Source organism: Planomonospora sp. ID67723, assembly GCF_015711605.1.
In the GTDB taxonomy this organism is placed as follows: Bacteria; Actinomycetota; Actinomycetes; order Streptosporangiales; family Streptosporangiaceae; genus Planomonospora_A.
In genome coordinates, this window is the sequence record NZ_JABTEZ010000001.1 from 458,262 (window position 1) to 471,237 (window position 12,976).

16 protein-coding genes and 2 tRNA genes are annotated in these 12,976 nt (G+C 67.9%); 9 read left to right on the forward strand and 9 right to left on the reverse strand.

Annotated features, from left to right (window positions below):
- Nucleotides 1-74: 74 nt before the first annotated feature.
- The gene (locus HS041_RS02045; RefSeq protein WP_196438814.1) at nt 75-1,574 is read right to left on the reverse strand and encodes a metallophosphoesterase family protein; all 1,500 of its coding nucleotides are present in this window, start codon (nt 1,572-1,574) and stop codon (nt 75-77) included.
- A gap of 57 nt (nt 1,575-1,631) precedes the next feature.
- On the opposite strand from HS041_RS02045, the gene HS041_RS02050 reads away from it, so the two are divergent.
- A complete protein-coding gene (locus HS041_RS02050) occupies nt 1,632-1,982 on the forward strand; it encodes a metallopeptidase family protein (protein ID WP_196438815.1) in 351 nt (116 codons plus the stop codon).
- 169 nt (nt 1,983-2,151) lie between these two features.
- Nucleotides 2,152-3,447 (forward strand): MFS transporter, encoded by a 1,296-nt coding sequence (locus HS041_RS02055; RefSeq protein WP_196438816.1) that lies wholly within the window; start codon nt 2,152-2,154, stop codon nt 3,445-3,447.
- Between the two features lies 1 nt (nt 3,448).
- On the opposite strand, the gene HS041_RS02060 is transcribed toward HS041_RS02055, so the two are convergent.
- Entirely contained in the window at nt 3,449-3,940 is a 492-nt protein-coding gene (locus tag HS041_RS02060) for a PspC domain-containing protein (RefSeq protein ID WP_196438817.1), read from the reverse strand.
- 109 nt (nt 3,941-4,049) lie between these two features.
- Between HS041_RS02060 and HS041_RS02065 the strand changes: the two genes are divergently transcribed.
- Nucleotides 4,050-5,207, forward strand: coding sequence for an acyl-CoA dehydrogenase family protein (locus tag HS041_RS02065; RefSeq protein ID WP_196438818.1), 1,158 nt, complete (start codon nt 4,050-4,052; stop codon nt 5,205-5,207).
- Between the two features lie 67 nt (nt 5,208-5,274).
- Here HS041_RS02065 and HS041_RS02070 read toward each other — a convergent pair whose 3' ends face one another.
- A complete protein-coding gene (locus tag HS041_RS02070) occupies nt 5,275-5,910 on the reverse strand; it encodes a 3'-5' exonuclease (RefSeq protein ID WP_196438819.1) in 636 nt (211 codons plus the stop codon).
- 115 nt (nt 5,911-6,025) lie between these two features.
- Here HS041_RS02070 and HS041_RS02075 point away from each other — a divergent pair.
- Nucleotides 6,026-6,101 (forward strand) — tRNA-Lys (locus HS041_RS02075).
- 84 nt (nt 6,102-6,185) lie between these two features.
- Here the strand turns inward: HS041_RS02075 and HS041_RS02080 are convergent.
- The 5 genes from HS041_RS02080 to HS041_RS02100 form a co-directional block, all read right to left on the reverse strand.
- Nucleotides 6,186-6,605, reverse strand: coding sequence for an integrase core domain-containing protein (locus HS041_RS02080; RefSeq protein WP_196438820.1), 420 nt, complete (start codon nt 6,603-6,605; stop codon nt 6,186-6,188).
- 12 nt (nt 6,606-6,617) lie between these two features.
- Nucleotides 6,618-7,286 (reverse strand): helix-turn-helix domain-containing protein, encoded by a 669-nt coding sequence (locus tag HS041_RS02085; protein WP_196438821.1) that lies wholly within the window; start codon nt 7,284-7,286, stop codon nt 6,618-6,620.
- 102 nt (nt 7,287-7,388) lie between these two features.
- Nucleotides 7,389-8,030, reverse strand: coding sequence for a nucleotidyl transferase AbiEii/AbiGii toxin family protein (locus HS041_RS02090; RefSeq protein WP_230878622.1), 642 nt, complete (start codon nt 8,028-8,030; stop codon nt 7,389-7,391).
- Nucleotides 8,030-8,350 (reverse strand): hypothetical protein, encoded by a 321-nt coding sequence (locus HS041_RS02095; RefSeq protein WP_196438823.1) that lies wholly within the window; start codon nt 8,348-8,350, stop codon nt 8,030-8,032. Before HS041_RS02095 ends, HS041_RS02090 begins: the two co-directional genes overlap by 1 nt.
- A gap of 232 nt (nt 8,351-8,582) precedes the next feature.
- Nucleotides 8,583-9,179, reverse strand: a complete 597-nt coding sequence (locus tag HS041_RS02100) for an integrase core domain-containing protein (RefSeq protein ID WP_196438824.1) — start codon at nt 9,177-9,179, stop codon at nt 8,583-8,585.
- A gap of 425 nt (nt 9,180-9,604) precedes the next feature.
- Here HS041_RS02100 and HS041_RS39090 point away from each other — a divergent pair, with 425 nt between their 5' ends.
- Together HS041_RS39090 and HS041_RS02110 are read left to right on the forward strand one after the other, a co-directional pair.
- Nucleotides 9,605-9,727, forward strand: a complete 123-nt coding sequence (locus tag HS041_RS39090) for a hypothetical protein (RefSeq protein ID WP_255529534.1) — start codon at nt 9,605-9,607, stop codon at nt 9,725-9,727.
- A gap of 105 nt (nt 9,728-9,832) precedes the next feature.
- Nucleotides 9,833-9,944: transfer RNA gene (locus HS041_RS02110), tRNA-OTHER, on the forward strand.
- 349 nt (nt 9,945-10,293) lie between these two features.
- On the opposite strand, the gene HS041_RS02115 is transcribed toward HS041_RS02110, so the two are convergent.
- A complete protein-coding gene (locus HS041_RS02115) occupies nt 10,294-11,328 on the reverse strand; it encodes an integrase core domain-containing protein (RefSeq protein WP_196438825.1) in 1,035 nt (344 codons plus the stop codon).
- A gap of 216 nt (nt 11,329-11,544) precedes the next feature.
- On the opposite strand from HS041_RS02115, the gene HS041_RS02120 reads away from it, so the two are divergent.
- From HS041_RS02120 to HS041_RS02130, 3 genes are read left to right on the forward strand one after another with little or no spacing between them, the layout of a single operon-like run.
- On the forward strand, nt 11,545-11,829 hold the full coding sequence (locus HS041_RS02120; protein ID WP_196438826.1) for a hypothetical protein: 285 nt from the start codon (nt 11,545-11,547) through the stop codon (nt 11,827-11,829).
- An 8-nt stretch (nt 11,830-11,837) separates the two neighbouring features.
- Entirely contained in the window at nt 11,838-12,605 is a 768-nt protein-coding gene (locus HS041_RS02125) for a hypothetical protein (protein WP_196438827.1), read from the forward strand.
- The gene (locus HS041_RS02130) at nt 12,605-12,937 is read left to right on the forward strand and encodes a helix-turn-helix domain-containing protein (RefSeq protein ID WP_196438828.1); all 333 of its coding nucleotides are present in this window, start codon (nt 12,605-12,607) and stop codon (nt 12,935-12,937) included. Before HS041_RS02125 ends, HS041_RS02130 begins: the two co-directional genes overlap by 1 nt.
- Nucleotides 12,938-12,976: the final 39 nt, after the last annotated feature.

Genomic DNA, 12,976 nt, shown 5'->3' on the forward strand with positions numbered 1-12,976 from the left:
TGCCTGCCGTCTTCCGCTGGAGACCTCTGAAGCATAGGGGACTTTCGCCTCCGATGCCAAAGCGGTTTCCCGGCTCACGGCGTTTCGGGGCCGGCGGTCGATCCCGTCGGAGACGGGCCGATCGTCGGCTCCGGAGAAATTGTACGCCCCGGGTCGTTCTCCAGGTGACGTTGGATCTGCACCGACTGCTCGCCGAGTCCTCCGAGGGTGATGTCGTCCCAGGCCCGGAGGCGGTGCGTCTCCCTGTCGAAGTACAGAACGGACGCCATCACGGGGGTGGGCTCGTCGTGTTCGAGCGCGCGCAGACCGGCGCCGCCCGTGGAGCCCTGGACGAGCATGCGGCTGCCGGAGGGCATCAGCTCGGTGGAGCGCGCATGGGCGTGTCCCGCGAGGATCATGGGGGCCGATCCCGAGAACGATCTGGCGATCGTCGGGTCGTGCACCGCCACCAGGTCGACCGGCTCGAAGGCCTGCGCGAGCCGTACGGCGTGCGCCCGCCCGAGAGCGGCGAGGGAGTCGGGGTCGGAGTCGACCACCACGGACTTGTCGGGGGTGAAGCGCGGGTCTCCGAGCCCGTAGATGCGCAGCCCGGCGACGGTCTCGACGGAGTCGTCGAGGACGACCGCCCCCTTCTGCCTGGCCACGGCGCGCTGTGTGGCCCTGGAGTCGTGGTTTCCCCGGACGAAGACGTAGGGGACCCCGAGGTCGCCGATCTCCTCCACGAAGTTGTCCTCGGGGCCGGTGCCGTGGTCGGTGATGTCACCGGTGTCGACGATCACGTCGATCTTGAACTGGGTGGTGATCGAGCGGATGAGGTTCCAGGAGATCAGGTTGAGGTGGATGTCGGAGACGTGCAGGACGCGGATCGCGGTCGGGTCGGCGTCGTAGACGGGCAGGGCCGAGACCGTGTCGTACAACTGGGAGACGTTGTTGACCAGCTTGGCGAGCTGCCCCCGGTAGGACTCGAACCTCGTCACGATCGACTCGGCGTCGCCGACCAGGGACGGCGCTCCGGCGAGCAGGCCGCTGTACTCCGGCTCCACCACGGAGTCCGGCCGGTACGTCATGATGGCCGCCGTGCCGATGCCGGCCATCATGACGACCCCGCTCAGCAGGCCCGCCAGGGCCGCCCGGGGGCGGCGGAAGACGATCAGGCAGCCGATCAGGGCGCCGGCCAGGCCGCAGACGATGACCCGCAGGATCAGCTCGCCGACCCCCTCACTCAGCTCCTTCTCCAGCAGCGCGGGGAGCCGGTCGGCGAGCCGGGGGTCCTCCAGCATCGTCCTGGCCCGCTCGGTGTCGATGTTCTCCAGGGTCATCCGCAGGCGGATGGGCGCGTCGTGGGTGTCGAACAGGAGCGCGCCCAGTGGGCGGGCGTCGACGACGGTCTCCCCCGTCCAGGAGAACTCGGCGGACATCCCGGTCTCGACCGGCCCCACGGTGGCCCGCACCGGGCCGCCGGCGGCGATGCCGAGCCACGCAGAGGCGACGGCGACGATCACGATCACCGCCGCGCGCGCGATCCGTCCCGTCGCGAGGCGGCGGGCACCCTGGGTCCAGCGTCTGAAATCCATGCGCTCCCATCCCTACCCGGTTTCCGATAAGTCGGTTACCCGGAAAAGCAGGGCAGAATGGCGGATGTGATCGAGGTCTCGAGGGAGAAGTTCGAGGAGCTCGTGGCCGAGGCGCTGGACACGATCCCTCCCGAGCTGACCGACGCCATGAGCAACGTGGTCGTCGTGGTCGTGGACGACCCGCCGGAGCCGGATCTCCTGGGCCTGTACACCGGCATCCCGCTCACCGAGCGCGGTGACTGGTACGCCGGGGTGCTACCCGACCGGATCGAGATCTACCGGAACCCGATCTGCGCGATCTGCGAGACCGAAGACGACGTGGTGGAAGAAGTGCAGATCACCGTCGTTCATGAGATCGCCCATCATTTCGGCATCGACGATGACAGACTGCACGATCTCGGCTGGTAACCAAGGCCGCATTACACACAGTCCTCTCCCATGACCGATATTTCCTGATCTGTAATTACAGCCTGCATGAGCTTGCTCGCTCAGGTTGCGAAACGGCGTCCGACCAGGCACGGTAGGTCACATACCGAATACACACAGTCAGGTTCGCCGACACGCTCACCGGAGTCCCATGGCGGCCACACAGCCCGGACGGCCGACTGGACGGCACCGCCGTCCGGCCGAGCACCAAGCCACCTACGGCGAGGTCCTCGCCATCGACGAGTTCCGCGCGCTCTGGGCCGGCCAGGCGCTCTCCCTGCTCGGCGACCAGCTCTCGCGCGTGGCCCTGTCCGTCCTGGTCTTCGAGCGGACCGAGTCCCCGCTGGCCACCGCCTCGGTCTACGCGCTGACCTACCTGCCGCCGATCATCGGCGGGCCGCTCCTGGCCGGCCTCGCCGACCGTTACGCCCGGCGCCGCGTCATGATCGTCTGTGATGTGCTCCGCGCCGTCATGGTCGCGCTCATGGCGGTCCCCGGCACCTCGTTCGCCATGCTGTGCGTGCTGGTCTTCTGCGTGGTGCTGCTCAGCGCGCCGTTCTCGGCCGCCCGGGCCGCGCTCCTGCCCGAGCTGCTCGAGGGCGACCGCTACGTCGCGGGATCGGCCCTGCAGAACATGACCAACCAGGCGGCGCAGATGCTCGGCTTCGCCGTCGGCGGCGCCCTGATCATGGGGATGGGACCGTACCGCGCGCTGGCCCTGGACGCGGCCACCTTCATGGCCTCCGCGCTGATCCTGGTCTCGGGGGTACGGCGCCGCCCCGCGCCCATGCGCGGCGAGGCCAACCGCCCGTCGATGTGGACGATGACCCGGGCCGGGGCCAGGCTGGTCTTCGGCGACCCCCGGCTGCGGACCCTGGTGCTCTTCGCCTGGCTCTGCGGCTTCTACGTGCTCCCCGAGGGCATCGCGACCCCCTACGCCGCCACGCTGACCGACGACCCCCAGCAGATCTCGTTCGTCGCCGGTCTGCTGATGGGCGCCATGCCCACCGGGACGGTGGTGGGCGCCTTCCTCTTCAGCCGCTACGTCGGCCCCTCCAAGCGCCTGCGCGCCATGGGGTGGATGGCGATGCTGTCCTGCGCGCCGCTGGTCCTCTGCGCGATGCGACCGCCGCTCGCCGTGGTGCTGCTGCTCTGGTTCGTCTCGGGCGTCGGCGGTGCCTACCAGCTCGCCGCCAACGCCGCGTTCGTGCAGTGCGTGCCCGCCGAACGGCGCGGCCTGGCGTTCGGCCTCGTCCAGTCGGGCCTGCTGGCCGCTCAGGGGATCGGCATCCTCATCGGCGGCGCCGCCGCCGACGAGCTCGGTCCCGAGCCCGTGGTGGCCCTGGCCGGCGCGGCGGGCCTCTTCGTCGCCGCCACGCTGGCCTTGGTGTGGACCGAGTCCCGCAAGGAGATCATCGAGAGGGTTCGCGCGGGAGCGACCGTCTGACTCACGCCTGCGGCTTGGGCTCGTCGCCGCCCTGCGGGGGCACCGGAGCCGCGTACTGCGGAGGCACCGGCGGGGTGTACTGCGGAGCCGGGTTCTGGTACGGCGGGTGCGCCGGCTCGTGGGGCGCGGGGTAGGCCGGGGCGTCGTGGTGACCGGTGGCCCTGGTCCAGCCCTGCTCGGCCTTGGACATCCCCTCGCGCCAGCCACGCTCGGCCTTGGCCCTGGCGTCCAGCCAGACCGGGTTGTCCTTGTTCTTCTCCAGCAGGTCCTGGAGGATCGACCGGTCCTTGTCCTCGTCGGGCAGGAGCAGCCAGCCGATCGCGTAGACGGCCACCCCGAGCCCGCCGAAGAAGCTGGCGATCGCGAGGGCCGCGCGGATGATGTTGGGGTCGACCCCGATGTAGCGGCCGAGGCCCGAGGCCACACCCGCGATGATTCGCCCGTTCCTGGTCCGGCGGAGCTGCTTCACGCCCGAGAAGTCGTTTTCGTTCATGTCTTCAGACTGCCCTCCGGAGTCTCCCCATCACATCGGGATTCCCCCTGGCCGTACCCTGACCTCCCCGCAATACCCTGGCAGGGTCACCACGGACGAGAGGAACCCCATGGACGACCTCCTTCGCATCGACGACGCGCTCTCCGAGGAGCAGCGCCTCATCCGCGACACCGTCAAGGAGTTCGTCTCCGACCGGGTCCTCCCCCACATCGGCGACTGGTTCGAGGACGCCTCCTTCCCCGCCCGCGAGCTCGCCCCGGCCCTCGGCGAGCTGGGCGTGCTCGGCATGCACCTGGAGGGGTACGGCTGCGCGGGGCTGGACGCCGTCTCCTACGGCGTGGCCTGCCGGGAGCTGGAGGCCGGCGACTCCGGCCTGCGCTCGTTCGTCTCGGTCCAGGGCTCGCTGGCCATGTTCCCCATCTGGAAGTACGGCTCCGAAGAGCAGAAGCAGGAGTGGCTGCCCCGGATGGCCGCGGGTGAGGCGATCGGCTGCTTCGGCCTGACCGAGCCCGACCACGGCTCCGACCCCGCGGGCATGCGCACCCACGCCAAGCAGGACCCCTCCGGAGACTGGATCCTCAACGGCGCCAAGATGTGGATCACCAACGGCTCGATCGCCGACGTCGCCGTGGTCTGGGCCCAGACCGAGGAGGGCATCCGCGGCTTCGTCGTCCCCACCGGCACGCCCGGCTTCTCCGCCCCCGAGATCCACAAGAAGATGTCCCTGCGCGCCTCGGTCACCTCGTCCCTCTACTTCGACGACGTCCGCCTGCCGGCGTCGGCCGTACTGCCCGGGGTTCAAGGCCTGAAGGGCCCGCTGTCGTGCCTGTCGGAGGCCCGCTTCGGCATTCTGTGGGGGGTCGTGGGCGCGGCCCGCGCCTGCCTGGAGTCCGCCGTCGACTACTCCAGGAGCCGCGTGCAGTTCGACAGGCCCATCGGCGGTTTCCAGCTCACCCAGGAGAAGCTCGCCTGGATGTACGTCGGTCTCGGCCAGTCCCAGCTCACCGCGCTCCACCTGGGCCGTCTGAAGGACGCCGGAGCCATCACCCCGCGCCAGATCAGCTTCGGCAAGCTGGCCAACGTCCGCGCCGCCTTGGACATCGCCCGCCAGGCCCGCACGATCCTCGGCGGCAACGGCATCACGCTGGAGTATCCGGTGATCCGGCACATGAACAACCTGGAGTCCGTGCTCACCTACGAGGGCACACAGGAGATCCACACGCTGGTGCTCGGCGAGGCCCTCACCGGCATCCCCGCCTACCGCTGAGAGGACGGCGCACCGCACGGATCCGCCCGCGGAACACGGGCGGATCGGCCGCCTGCCGTACGCCGTGCTACGGGTTGATCCGCCGCTGGCGGGCCTGCCGCTGCGGCAGGCCGCACGCCCGCCACTCGGGAGCGCGCGCCGCCCTGTCCAGCCGGTCCTCCCAGGAGGCCCCCCGGCTCAGGAAGGAACGGAACAGCTCCGCGGTGGCCCGCGCGTCGACCAGCGCCGCGTGGGCGTTCACCAGGGGGACCCCCGCACGCTCGCAGCAGGCGGCGAGCGTCCACTTGCCGTGGGGAAGGAACTCCGGTGCGAGCCTCTGGGTGCACAGGGTCTCCGTCACCCAGTGGCTGCCCGGGAGGGCTTTGAGGAAGCGCAGATCGAAGGAGGCGTTGTGCGCCACCAGGACACGCCCGGCGATACGCCCCCAGATCTCGTCCAGCACCTCGTCGATCACCGGTGCTCCCGCGACCATCGCGGGAGTGATGCCGTGGACGTGTACGGCCCCCGTGTCCCGGCGGGGGTCGATGAGCGAGTGCCACTCGTCGACGGTCCTGCCCTCGCCGTCCAGAGAGACCAGCGCGATCTCGCATATCCGATCGCCCTTGGCGGGCGAGAAACCCGTCGTCTCCACGTCCACCACGACGTAACCGCCCCGCACGGACGTACGGAGGGAATCGTCCAGCTCTGGCCCAGATCTCGTCACACATGCCACTCTAAGAAGTCTCCCGGCCTCCCAGCGGCCACTTGGGGCAACAGGGCCCCTCCCGAACCTGGCAACGGACGTCGGTGGACACTATCCTCGGTACGCTGTCTTCAGCGGGGCGTTAGCTCAATGGTTAGAGCTGCGGACTTTTAATCCGTAGGTTCTGGGTTCGAGTCCCAGGCGCCCTACCACTCATACCCCGTCTGACCTGCGATTTCTCGGCTCAGACGGGCTCTGCGCGAGCCTGCGCCTGCCGAAAATTCCATCCGTGCAGGTCAAGCGGCATGTGAGTATTCGTGGAGGACTCCGCCGAGCCGGTCCCGTCTGCGTACGCTCAGCTCGGCGATGCGCGTCGGATCCGTGATCGGGTCCGGGACGGCGCGTAGCGGAGCCGCTTGATCCAGTGCCTGATGGGCACGGTGCCGGTTGTAGAAGCGCTCGTACTCTCGTAGAGCGTGGCGCAAGTGGCGCTCATTCCATACCAGGCAGCGGTCGAGCAGCTCGCGGCGGCATGACTGCACCCACCGCTCCATGACTGCGTTCATCCGCGGGACTCGGACACCGGTGAGCACGGTCCGGATCCCGGCCTCGGCCAAGATCTCGTCCATGAGGGCGAGGAACTTCCCGTCCCGGTCCCGGATCAGATAGCGCGCCCGGCAGCCGGCCTCTTCCAGGTCCATCACGAGGTTCTTCATCGCCTGGACGACTCAGGCCGCGGTCGGATGGGCGGTGGTGCCCAGCACGCGGACGCGCCGGCTGGCGTGCTCGATGACGGCCAGGATGTACTGGCGCTGCCCCGTGAGGGTGACGGTCTCAATGAAGTCGCAGGCCAGCAGCGCCTCGGCTTGGGAGCGCAGGAAGTCGGCCCAGGTGACCGACGCTCGTTCAGGGGACGGATCTATGCCTTCCTGGTTGAGGATCTCCCACACGGTGGAGGGTGCGACCGTGATGCCGAGCACGGCCAGCTCGCCGTGGATGCGCCGATACCCCCAGGAGGGGTTTTCCCGGACCAGACGCAGGATGAGAACTCGGATGGAGCGAACCGTGGGCGGGCGCCCCGACCGCCTGGGCTTACTGATGCGGGCGTGCCGCCGTCTCATCAGATCGCGGTGCCAGTGCAAGACGGTGTCCGGGCGGACGAGGAGCCGCACCCGGCGCAAGACCTCGCGGGGCAGCGACGCCAGCAGGGCGGCCAGGAAGGCACGGTCCTCGGGGGCGAATCGCACCCTGGTGTCGGCACCGAGCTGCCGTTCGAGAACGGTGATCTGGTGGCGGAGAGCGAGGATCTCGACGTCCTTGTCCCGATCGCTCATCGGCAGCAGCCGCAGCGCGGCGAAGGCGTTCGTGACGGCGAGATAGGCCAGGCGAAAGAGCACGGACGATCATCATGCCGCACCCCGAGCAACAGGGAGTCACTCGCGTCAGGAGATCCCCAGCAAGCCCATGACCTGGCCGGATGACATTATCGGCAGGCGCAGTCACTCGCCCTTCCGAAGTTCCTTCTCCCACACGCCGAAACGCTCCCTGAGTGCCTCAGCCCCCGCCGCATCGACGCCGTACACGAGAAATTCCACATCGGTACGGCGGCGCACGTACGCCAACATCTCCGCGAACACCTCCTGATCGAACCCGGCGTCCCGGCGAGCGGCCAACTCCAGAAGCTGATCGCGCGTGTACCGGCCGGACTCCACAAGCGCGTCCACATCGATGAAGTCACGAGCGAGTGCGCGGTTGAACAGGGCCTCGGTCTTCCCCGCCGCGACGTCGTCAGGATGGAGGACCGGACCCATCTCCATCCGCACCGGCGGCTGAAAACGCACGTCCGCGACGACCTCGACCTTGCATCCCTGATCCGTACCACGCTCAGAGATCCACATTCGGACATAGCGATCGGTACTCTGCAAGGTCTCAGCCTGGTATCCGGCCGCACGGTACACCTCGGCCACGTGATCCGCTGCCGCCGGGCAGTCCATGTCCAGCGCGCCGAACAGGTCGACGTCCTCGCTCGGCCGCTCCACGATCCCGTACGCCTGCACCGCGTACCCACCGGCCAGCGCGAAGCCGTACTGATCGGCGACACTGAGGCCGATCTCGATCAGCCTCCGATGGAAGGGGTCCATCACGCGGCCCGGTCACGCAGCCAGGTGAACTGCGACTCCCACAGTCGGCGGACCCGCACCGGCAAGATCAAATGAGGCCAGACACGCGCCAACAGATCGGCGTTCAGGTACGCCTTGAGATCCTGCTCTCGGCCTTCCTGGATGACCTGCTCGTACATCACCCGCAGCGCCGCCGGGTCGGACAGGTCGTAGGAGCGCCGCGGACTCCAGTCCAGCCAGCCGGGCAGCGTGACGATCCCGCTCGCGGGCCCGGTCAGCTCCTCCAGAGCATGGGGAACCGCGTACGGGCGGATGTTTGCGTAGTTCAGTGCCCTGTCCATGTCTCCAGTGTGACATTTCCGCCAGAGCCGCACCCTTCGATGATGCAACCTAACACCGCATCGGACAAACCGTTGGACACGGTGACCGGCGCCGGCGACCGCACCGTGAAGTCCACCCGAACCACCCTGGATACGAACCATGGTCAAGGGGCCCATGTTTGCTCGGTGGTTGCTCGCGTGCCGCGGTACGATGCGGCACGCGGCACCTGTGGGTGCCAGAAACTCGGCCGCCCTATGCGACCTGCGCATACTCGTGGATCAGTCCGCCGAGACGATCACGACGGATGGCCTCGATATCGGCCTCGACCGGGTCGGGCAGGGCTCGAAGGGGAGCGGCTTGGCCCAGGGATCGGTGCGGGCGGTGCTCGTTGAAGTGAGCCTCGTACGTGACCAGCACCCGTCGCAGGTGACGGGCGTTGACGATCAGCATCCGGTCAAGGAGTTCCCGGCGCAGCCCACTGATCCACCGCTCGATGTAGGCGTTCGCCTGCGGAGCCCGAGGCGGCGTCTTCAAAATCCGGATGCCCGCGTCGGTGAACACCTCATCGAACCCGGTGGTGAACTTCGCATCCCGATCCCGGATGAGGAACCGGAAGTCTCCGGCCCGATCTCCCAGCTCGATCATCAGGTTCCGGGCCTGCTGAGCGACCCACTCCCCGGTGGGATGTTCGGTGACGCCGAGCAGGTGCACTCTCCGGGTGGAGAGCTCCATGACGACCAGGCCGTACAGGCGTTTGAGCAGCACGGTGTCGCAGTGGAAGAAGTCACACGCCAGGATCCCGGAGGCTTGGACACTGCGCCTGCCGAAAATTACGTCCGTGCAGTTCAAGCGGCATGTGAGTACTCGTGGAGGATCCTGTACCGCTTCAAAATCCATCACGTAGTGCCTGAGCTGGGCGTTCTCTGGGGCAGCTATGCGGCTCGGTGGTACTCGTTGATCAGTCCGCCGAGCACCCTCCGGCGTTCGATCCGGCCTTCCAGCGGTATGGCGGTCCGCTCGTCGTGGTCGGGTGGTCGCTGCGCGCGGGGAGGAACGCTACGCCGCATACCGCGTCGAGAAGGAGAAGGAGGAACGCTGATGAGCGAGTTCGTGAAGTGGTCCGACACCAAATCCAAGATCCGCGAAATCGATCCCGAGTGGGACTCCCCCGAGCGCGTCGCCGCGCGGGAGACCAGCCGAGAGCAGCTTAGGGCGGAGCTGCGCGGCGCCCAGCTCGCCGAGATGCGTAACGCCTGGGCATCTCCCAGGCGCGCGTGTCCCAGATCGAGCACGGCCAGATCGGCGGCCTCGACATCCTGCGTTCTTATGTCGTCGCCCTGGGCGGGACGCTCGACGTGGTGGCCGACTTCGGCGACCACACCGTGAAGGTCGCCTGAACCAGCTGAGACCCGGGCATGGTCAAGGACCCATGTTTGCTCGGTGGTTGCTCGCGTGTACCCGGTACGGCCCGGCACGCGGTGGCATCATCCGGCAGACCGGCGGGGACGCTGGCGGACAGAACGGCACGAGATGGCATGTCGCGGCACCGGATGGCAGTGAACCCGTAAGCTTTTAATCCGTAGGTTCTGGGTTCGAGTCCCAGGCGCCCTACCACTCGTGAGCAGGAACGTAGGCCCTGACCTGGGCCTTCGTTCCTGGCCACCTTCTCCGGCACGTGCAGTCGGATGCAGCCGGATGCCACTGCCTGCCACTGGTCGCGGAACATACGCGGAATGGAACCGCGCCCGTCCGTCCAGGTCAGCACCCGGGTTCCGGGAGCCGCCGAAACGGTTCCGGGAGTGTGAGAGCCGACGCGACGAAGGACCCCGAGAGCTTCCCGGGTCCTTCGCTGCGTTCCGCCGTCACGGCTGTCATGTCGTGAGCGCTTCCATGATCTGCTTGTTGGCCTGTACCGCTTCAAAATTCATCGCGTAGGGCTTGAGCTGGGAGTTCTCCGGAGCGGCTACGCGGCTCGGTGGTACTCGTTGATCAGCCCGCCGAGCACCCTCCGGCGTTCGATCCGGCCTTCCAGCGGTACGACGGCCTGCTCGTCGTGGTCGGGTGGCCGCTGCGCGCGGGATTGGTGCGGCCGGTGGCCGTTGTAGTGATCGGCATACTCACCGAGCACCGACCGTAGGTGCCGTTCGTTGGAGATCAGCATGCGATCGGTGCACTCGGCCCGTACGGTGCGCACCCACCGCTCGGCATAGCAGTTGGCCCGCGGCGTACGCGGCGGTGTCTTGACCACCGTCACGCCCGCGTCGGCGAAGATCGCGTCGAAGACAGCGGTGAACTTGGTGTCCCGGTCGCGGATGAGAAAGCGGAAGGAGCCGATCCGGCCGCCGAGGTCCATGAGCAGGTTGCGGACCTGCTGAGCCGTCCAGGCGCCGGTCGGGTGGGCGGTCACGCCGAGGATGTGCATACGCCGGGTGGTGACTTCTATGACGAACAGCACGTACAGACGCTTCAAGGAGATCGTGTCGACGTGGAAGAAGTCGACGGCCAGCAGGCCTTGTGCTTGGGTGCGCAGGAACGTTCGCCAGGAGGTGTCGGCGTCTCGGGGCGCCGGGCCGAAGCGCCGGCGCCGCAGGATCCGGCGTACGGTTGCTTCGCTCACGCGGTAGCCGAGCCGGGTCAGTTCACCGTGCACCCGGCGATATCCCCAGGACGGGTTCTCCTGCGCCAGGCGCAGCACCAACTCCCGGATCTCCTTGCTCGTCCTCGGGCGGCCGGAGCGGTGCGGATACCTCCACCGATCTCGGACCAAGCGCAAGTGCCAGGCCCGCAGGGTGCCCGGCGTCACCAGCCGATGCGCGCGCAGGGCAGAGGGCAAGAACCGCGCCAGCGCGGCCAGGACCGCTTGATCGACCCAGTCCGGCTTCGGCCGGGCGACCTGACGGCGCAGCACCGCCACCTCGTGCCGGAGCACCATGATCTCGGCGTTCTTGACCGCATCGCTTCGGCCCAGTAGCGCCAGCCAGCCGAACAACCGAATCATGATCAGATACAGGAGACGGAGAGACACAAGAACCGATCTTGCCCGTACCGCCGCATCAGGTCGACCTGCAGGCCAAGCACCCTGCGACGACTTTTGAAGCGGTACAGGATGGATTTTCGGCCCCCGCAGGAATCGGCACGCGCAACTCGAAATGCCATAAGTCGAAGCCTCGCTACTCAGTGAGGTACCTAGGTACTATGAGCTCAGGAGGAACCGATGACCATGCCTCACAGCACCAAGCGGCAATCACCGCTGAAAGTCGACCCGGCAACCGATGAACTGATCTCCCAGGGCGCGCACTTCCTCGGGGTGACCAAGAAGGATCTGGTCGCCGCCGCCGTGCGCGTCTACCTGGAACAGCAGCGTGAACAGGTCCGGCGCGGCATGATCGAGTCGATGAAGGTCCTGGACGGTTCTCTGTCCTCCAGCGTGTCCCTGCTCACCGGCCTGTCCCCCGAGCGCATCGACGAACTCGGCGGCACCGGCGACTGGGAGGAGTAGACAGCGCCATGTCTCGCGTGCGCCCCACTCTCCGTGTCCTGCGCGATGACCTGAAATTGCCGCTGCCTTCCGCCCGCACTCCCCTGGATGCGATCAGCCATCCCCTGCTGGACAAGGCCGCCGAGCAGTTCGCCGATTCCGACACCGCGCACGAGCGCATCCGTGCCATCGACGACATGGTCCTGTTCAAGGTGAAGGCGCAACGCTGGCGCGGTGCCGTCTGGACCGACGGCCCCGACGCAGAGGTCCCCACCTGGTTGGTCGCCGCAGGAGTTCGCGAAGACGGCTCGGGCGACGACTTCTACACCGCGCTGGAAAGCAGCGGGAAGGCGGCCCGCGCCCGCTACAACAGCGCACACGACCAGCCCTTGACCACCAGCACCTACAGCGGACATCTCCTGCCCGACGATGACGACCGCGACCGCTACCGACTCGAAGCGGCCACCCGATTCGTCCTCCGGCTCAACGCCACGATCCGCGACCTGGCATGTGGTTCTCTGCGCGACGGCCACGAGCACGCCGTCGACTTCCCCGGCTTCCGCCTCGGCATCCAGATCCGCGCCGACGACGGCAACGAGACCTACGCGGCGATCCGCATCACCGGCTCGGTCCCGGCCAACCTGACCACGACGATCCTGAACCGGGTGCCCGGCTGCGAACCGGACGGCTGGTTCCCCGAATACGCTTTGCCAGAGCGCCATCTCCTACCCGCCGAACAAGCCTGGTCCAACATCATGGATCCCAAGGCCGCCGCCGAACTCCTGGAGGAACGCTGATGAGCGAGTTCGTGACGTGGTCCGACACCAAGGCCAAGGTCCGTGAGATCGACCCCGAGTGGGACTTCCCCGAGCGCGTCACCGCACGGGAGGCCAGCCGCGAGCAGCTCCGGGCGGAACTGCGCGGCGCCCAGCTCGCCGAGATGCGCAAGCGCCTGGGCATCTCCCAGAAGCTCCTGGCCGAACGCATGGGCGTCTCCCAGGCACGCGTGTCCCAGATCGAGCACGGTCAGATCGGCGGCCTGGACACCTTGCGTTCCTACGTCGTCGCCTTGGGCGGAACGCTGGACGTGGTGGCCGACTTCGGCGACCACACCGTGAAGGTCGCCTGAGCCAGCCTGAACCCGGGCATGGTCAAGGGCCCATGTTTG

Coding starts and splice junctions, on each gene's coding strand:
- HS041_RS02055 (WP_196438816.1), top strand. CDS start 2,152: ATGGCGGCCACACAGCCCGGACGGCCGACTGGACGGCACCGCCGTCCG.
- HS041_RS02065 (WP_196438818.1), top strand. CDS start 4,050: ATGGACGACCTCCTTCGCATCGACGACGCGCTCTCCGAGGAGCAGCGC.
- HS041_RS02060 (WP_196438817.1), bottom strand. CDS start 3,940: ATGAACGAAAACGACTTCTCGGGCGTGAAGCAGCTCCGCCGGACCAGG.
- HS041_RS02120 (WP_196438826.1), top strand. CDS start 11,545: ATGACCATGCCTCACAGCACCAAGCGGCAATCACCGCTGAAAGTCGAC.
- HS041_RS02050 (WP_196438815.1), top strand. CDS start 1,632: ATGGCGGATGTGATCGAGGTCTCGAGGGAGAAGTTCGAGGAGCTCGTG.
- HS041_RS02115 (WP_196438825.1), bottom strand. CDS start 11,328: ATGATTCGGTTGTTCGGCTGGCTGGCGCTACTGGGCCGAAGCGATGCG.
- HS041_RS02045 (WP_196438814.1), bottom strand. CDS start 1,574: ATGGATTTCAGACGCTGGACCCAGGGTGCCCGCCGCCTCGCGACGGGA.
- HS041_RS02125 (WP_196438827.1), top strand. CDS start 11,838: ATGTCTCGCGTGCGCCCCACTCTCCGTGTCCTGCGCGATGACCTGAAA.
- HS041_RS02090 (WP_230878622.1), bottom strand. CDS start 8,030: ATGGACCCCTTCCATCGGAGGCTGATCGAGATCGGCCTCAGTGTCGCC.
- HS041_RS02080 (WP_196438820.1), bottom strand. CDS start 6,605: ATGAAGAACCTCGTGATGGACCTGGAAGAGGCCGGCTGCCGGGCGCGC.
- HS041_RS02130 (WP_196438828.1), top strand. CDS start 12,605: ATGAGCGAGTTCGTGACGTGGTCCGACACCAAGGCCAAGGTCCGTGAG.
- HS041_RS02095 (WP_196438823.1), bottom strand. CDS start 8,350: ATGGACAGGGCACTGAACTACGCAAACATCCGCCCGTACGCGGTTCCC.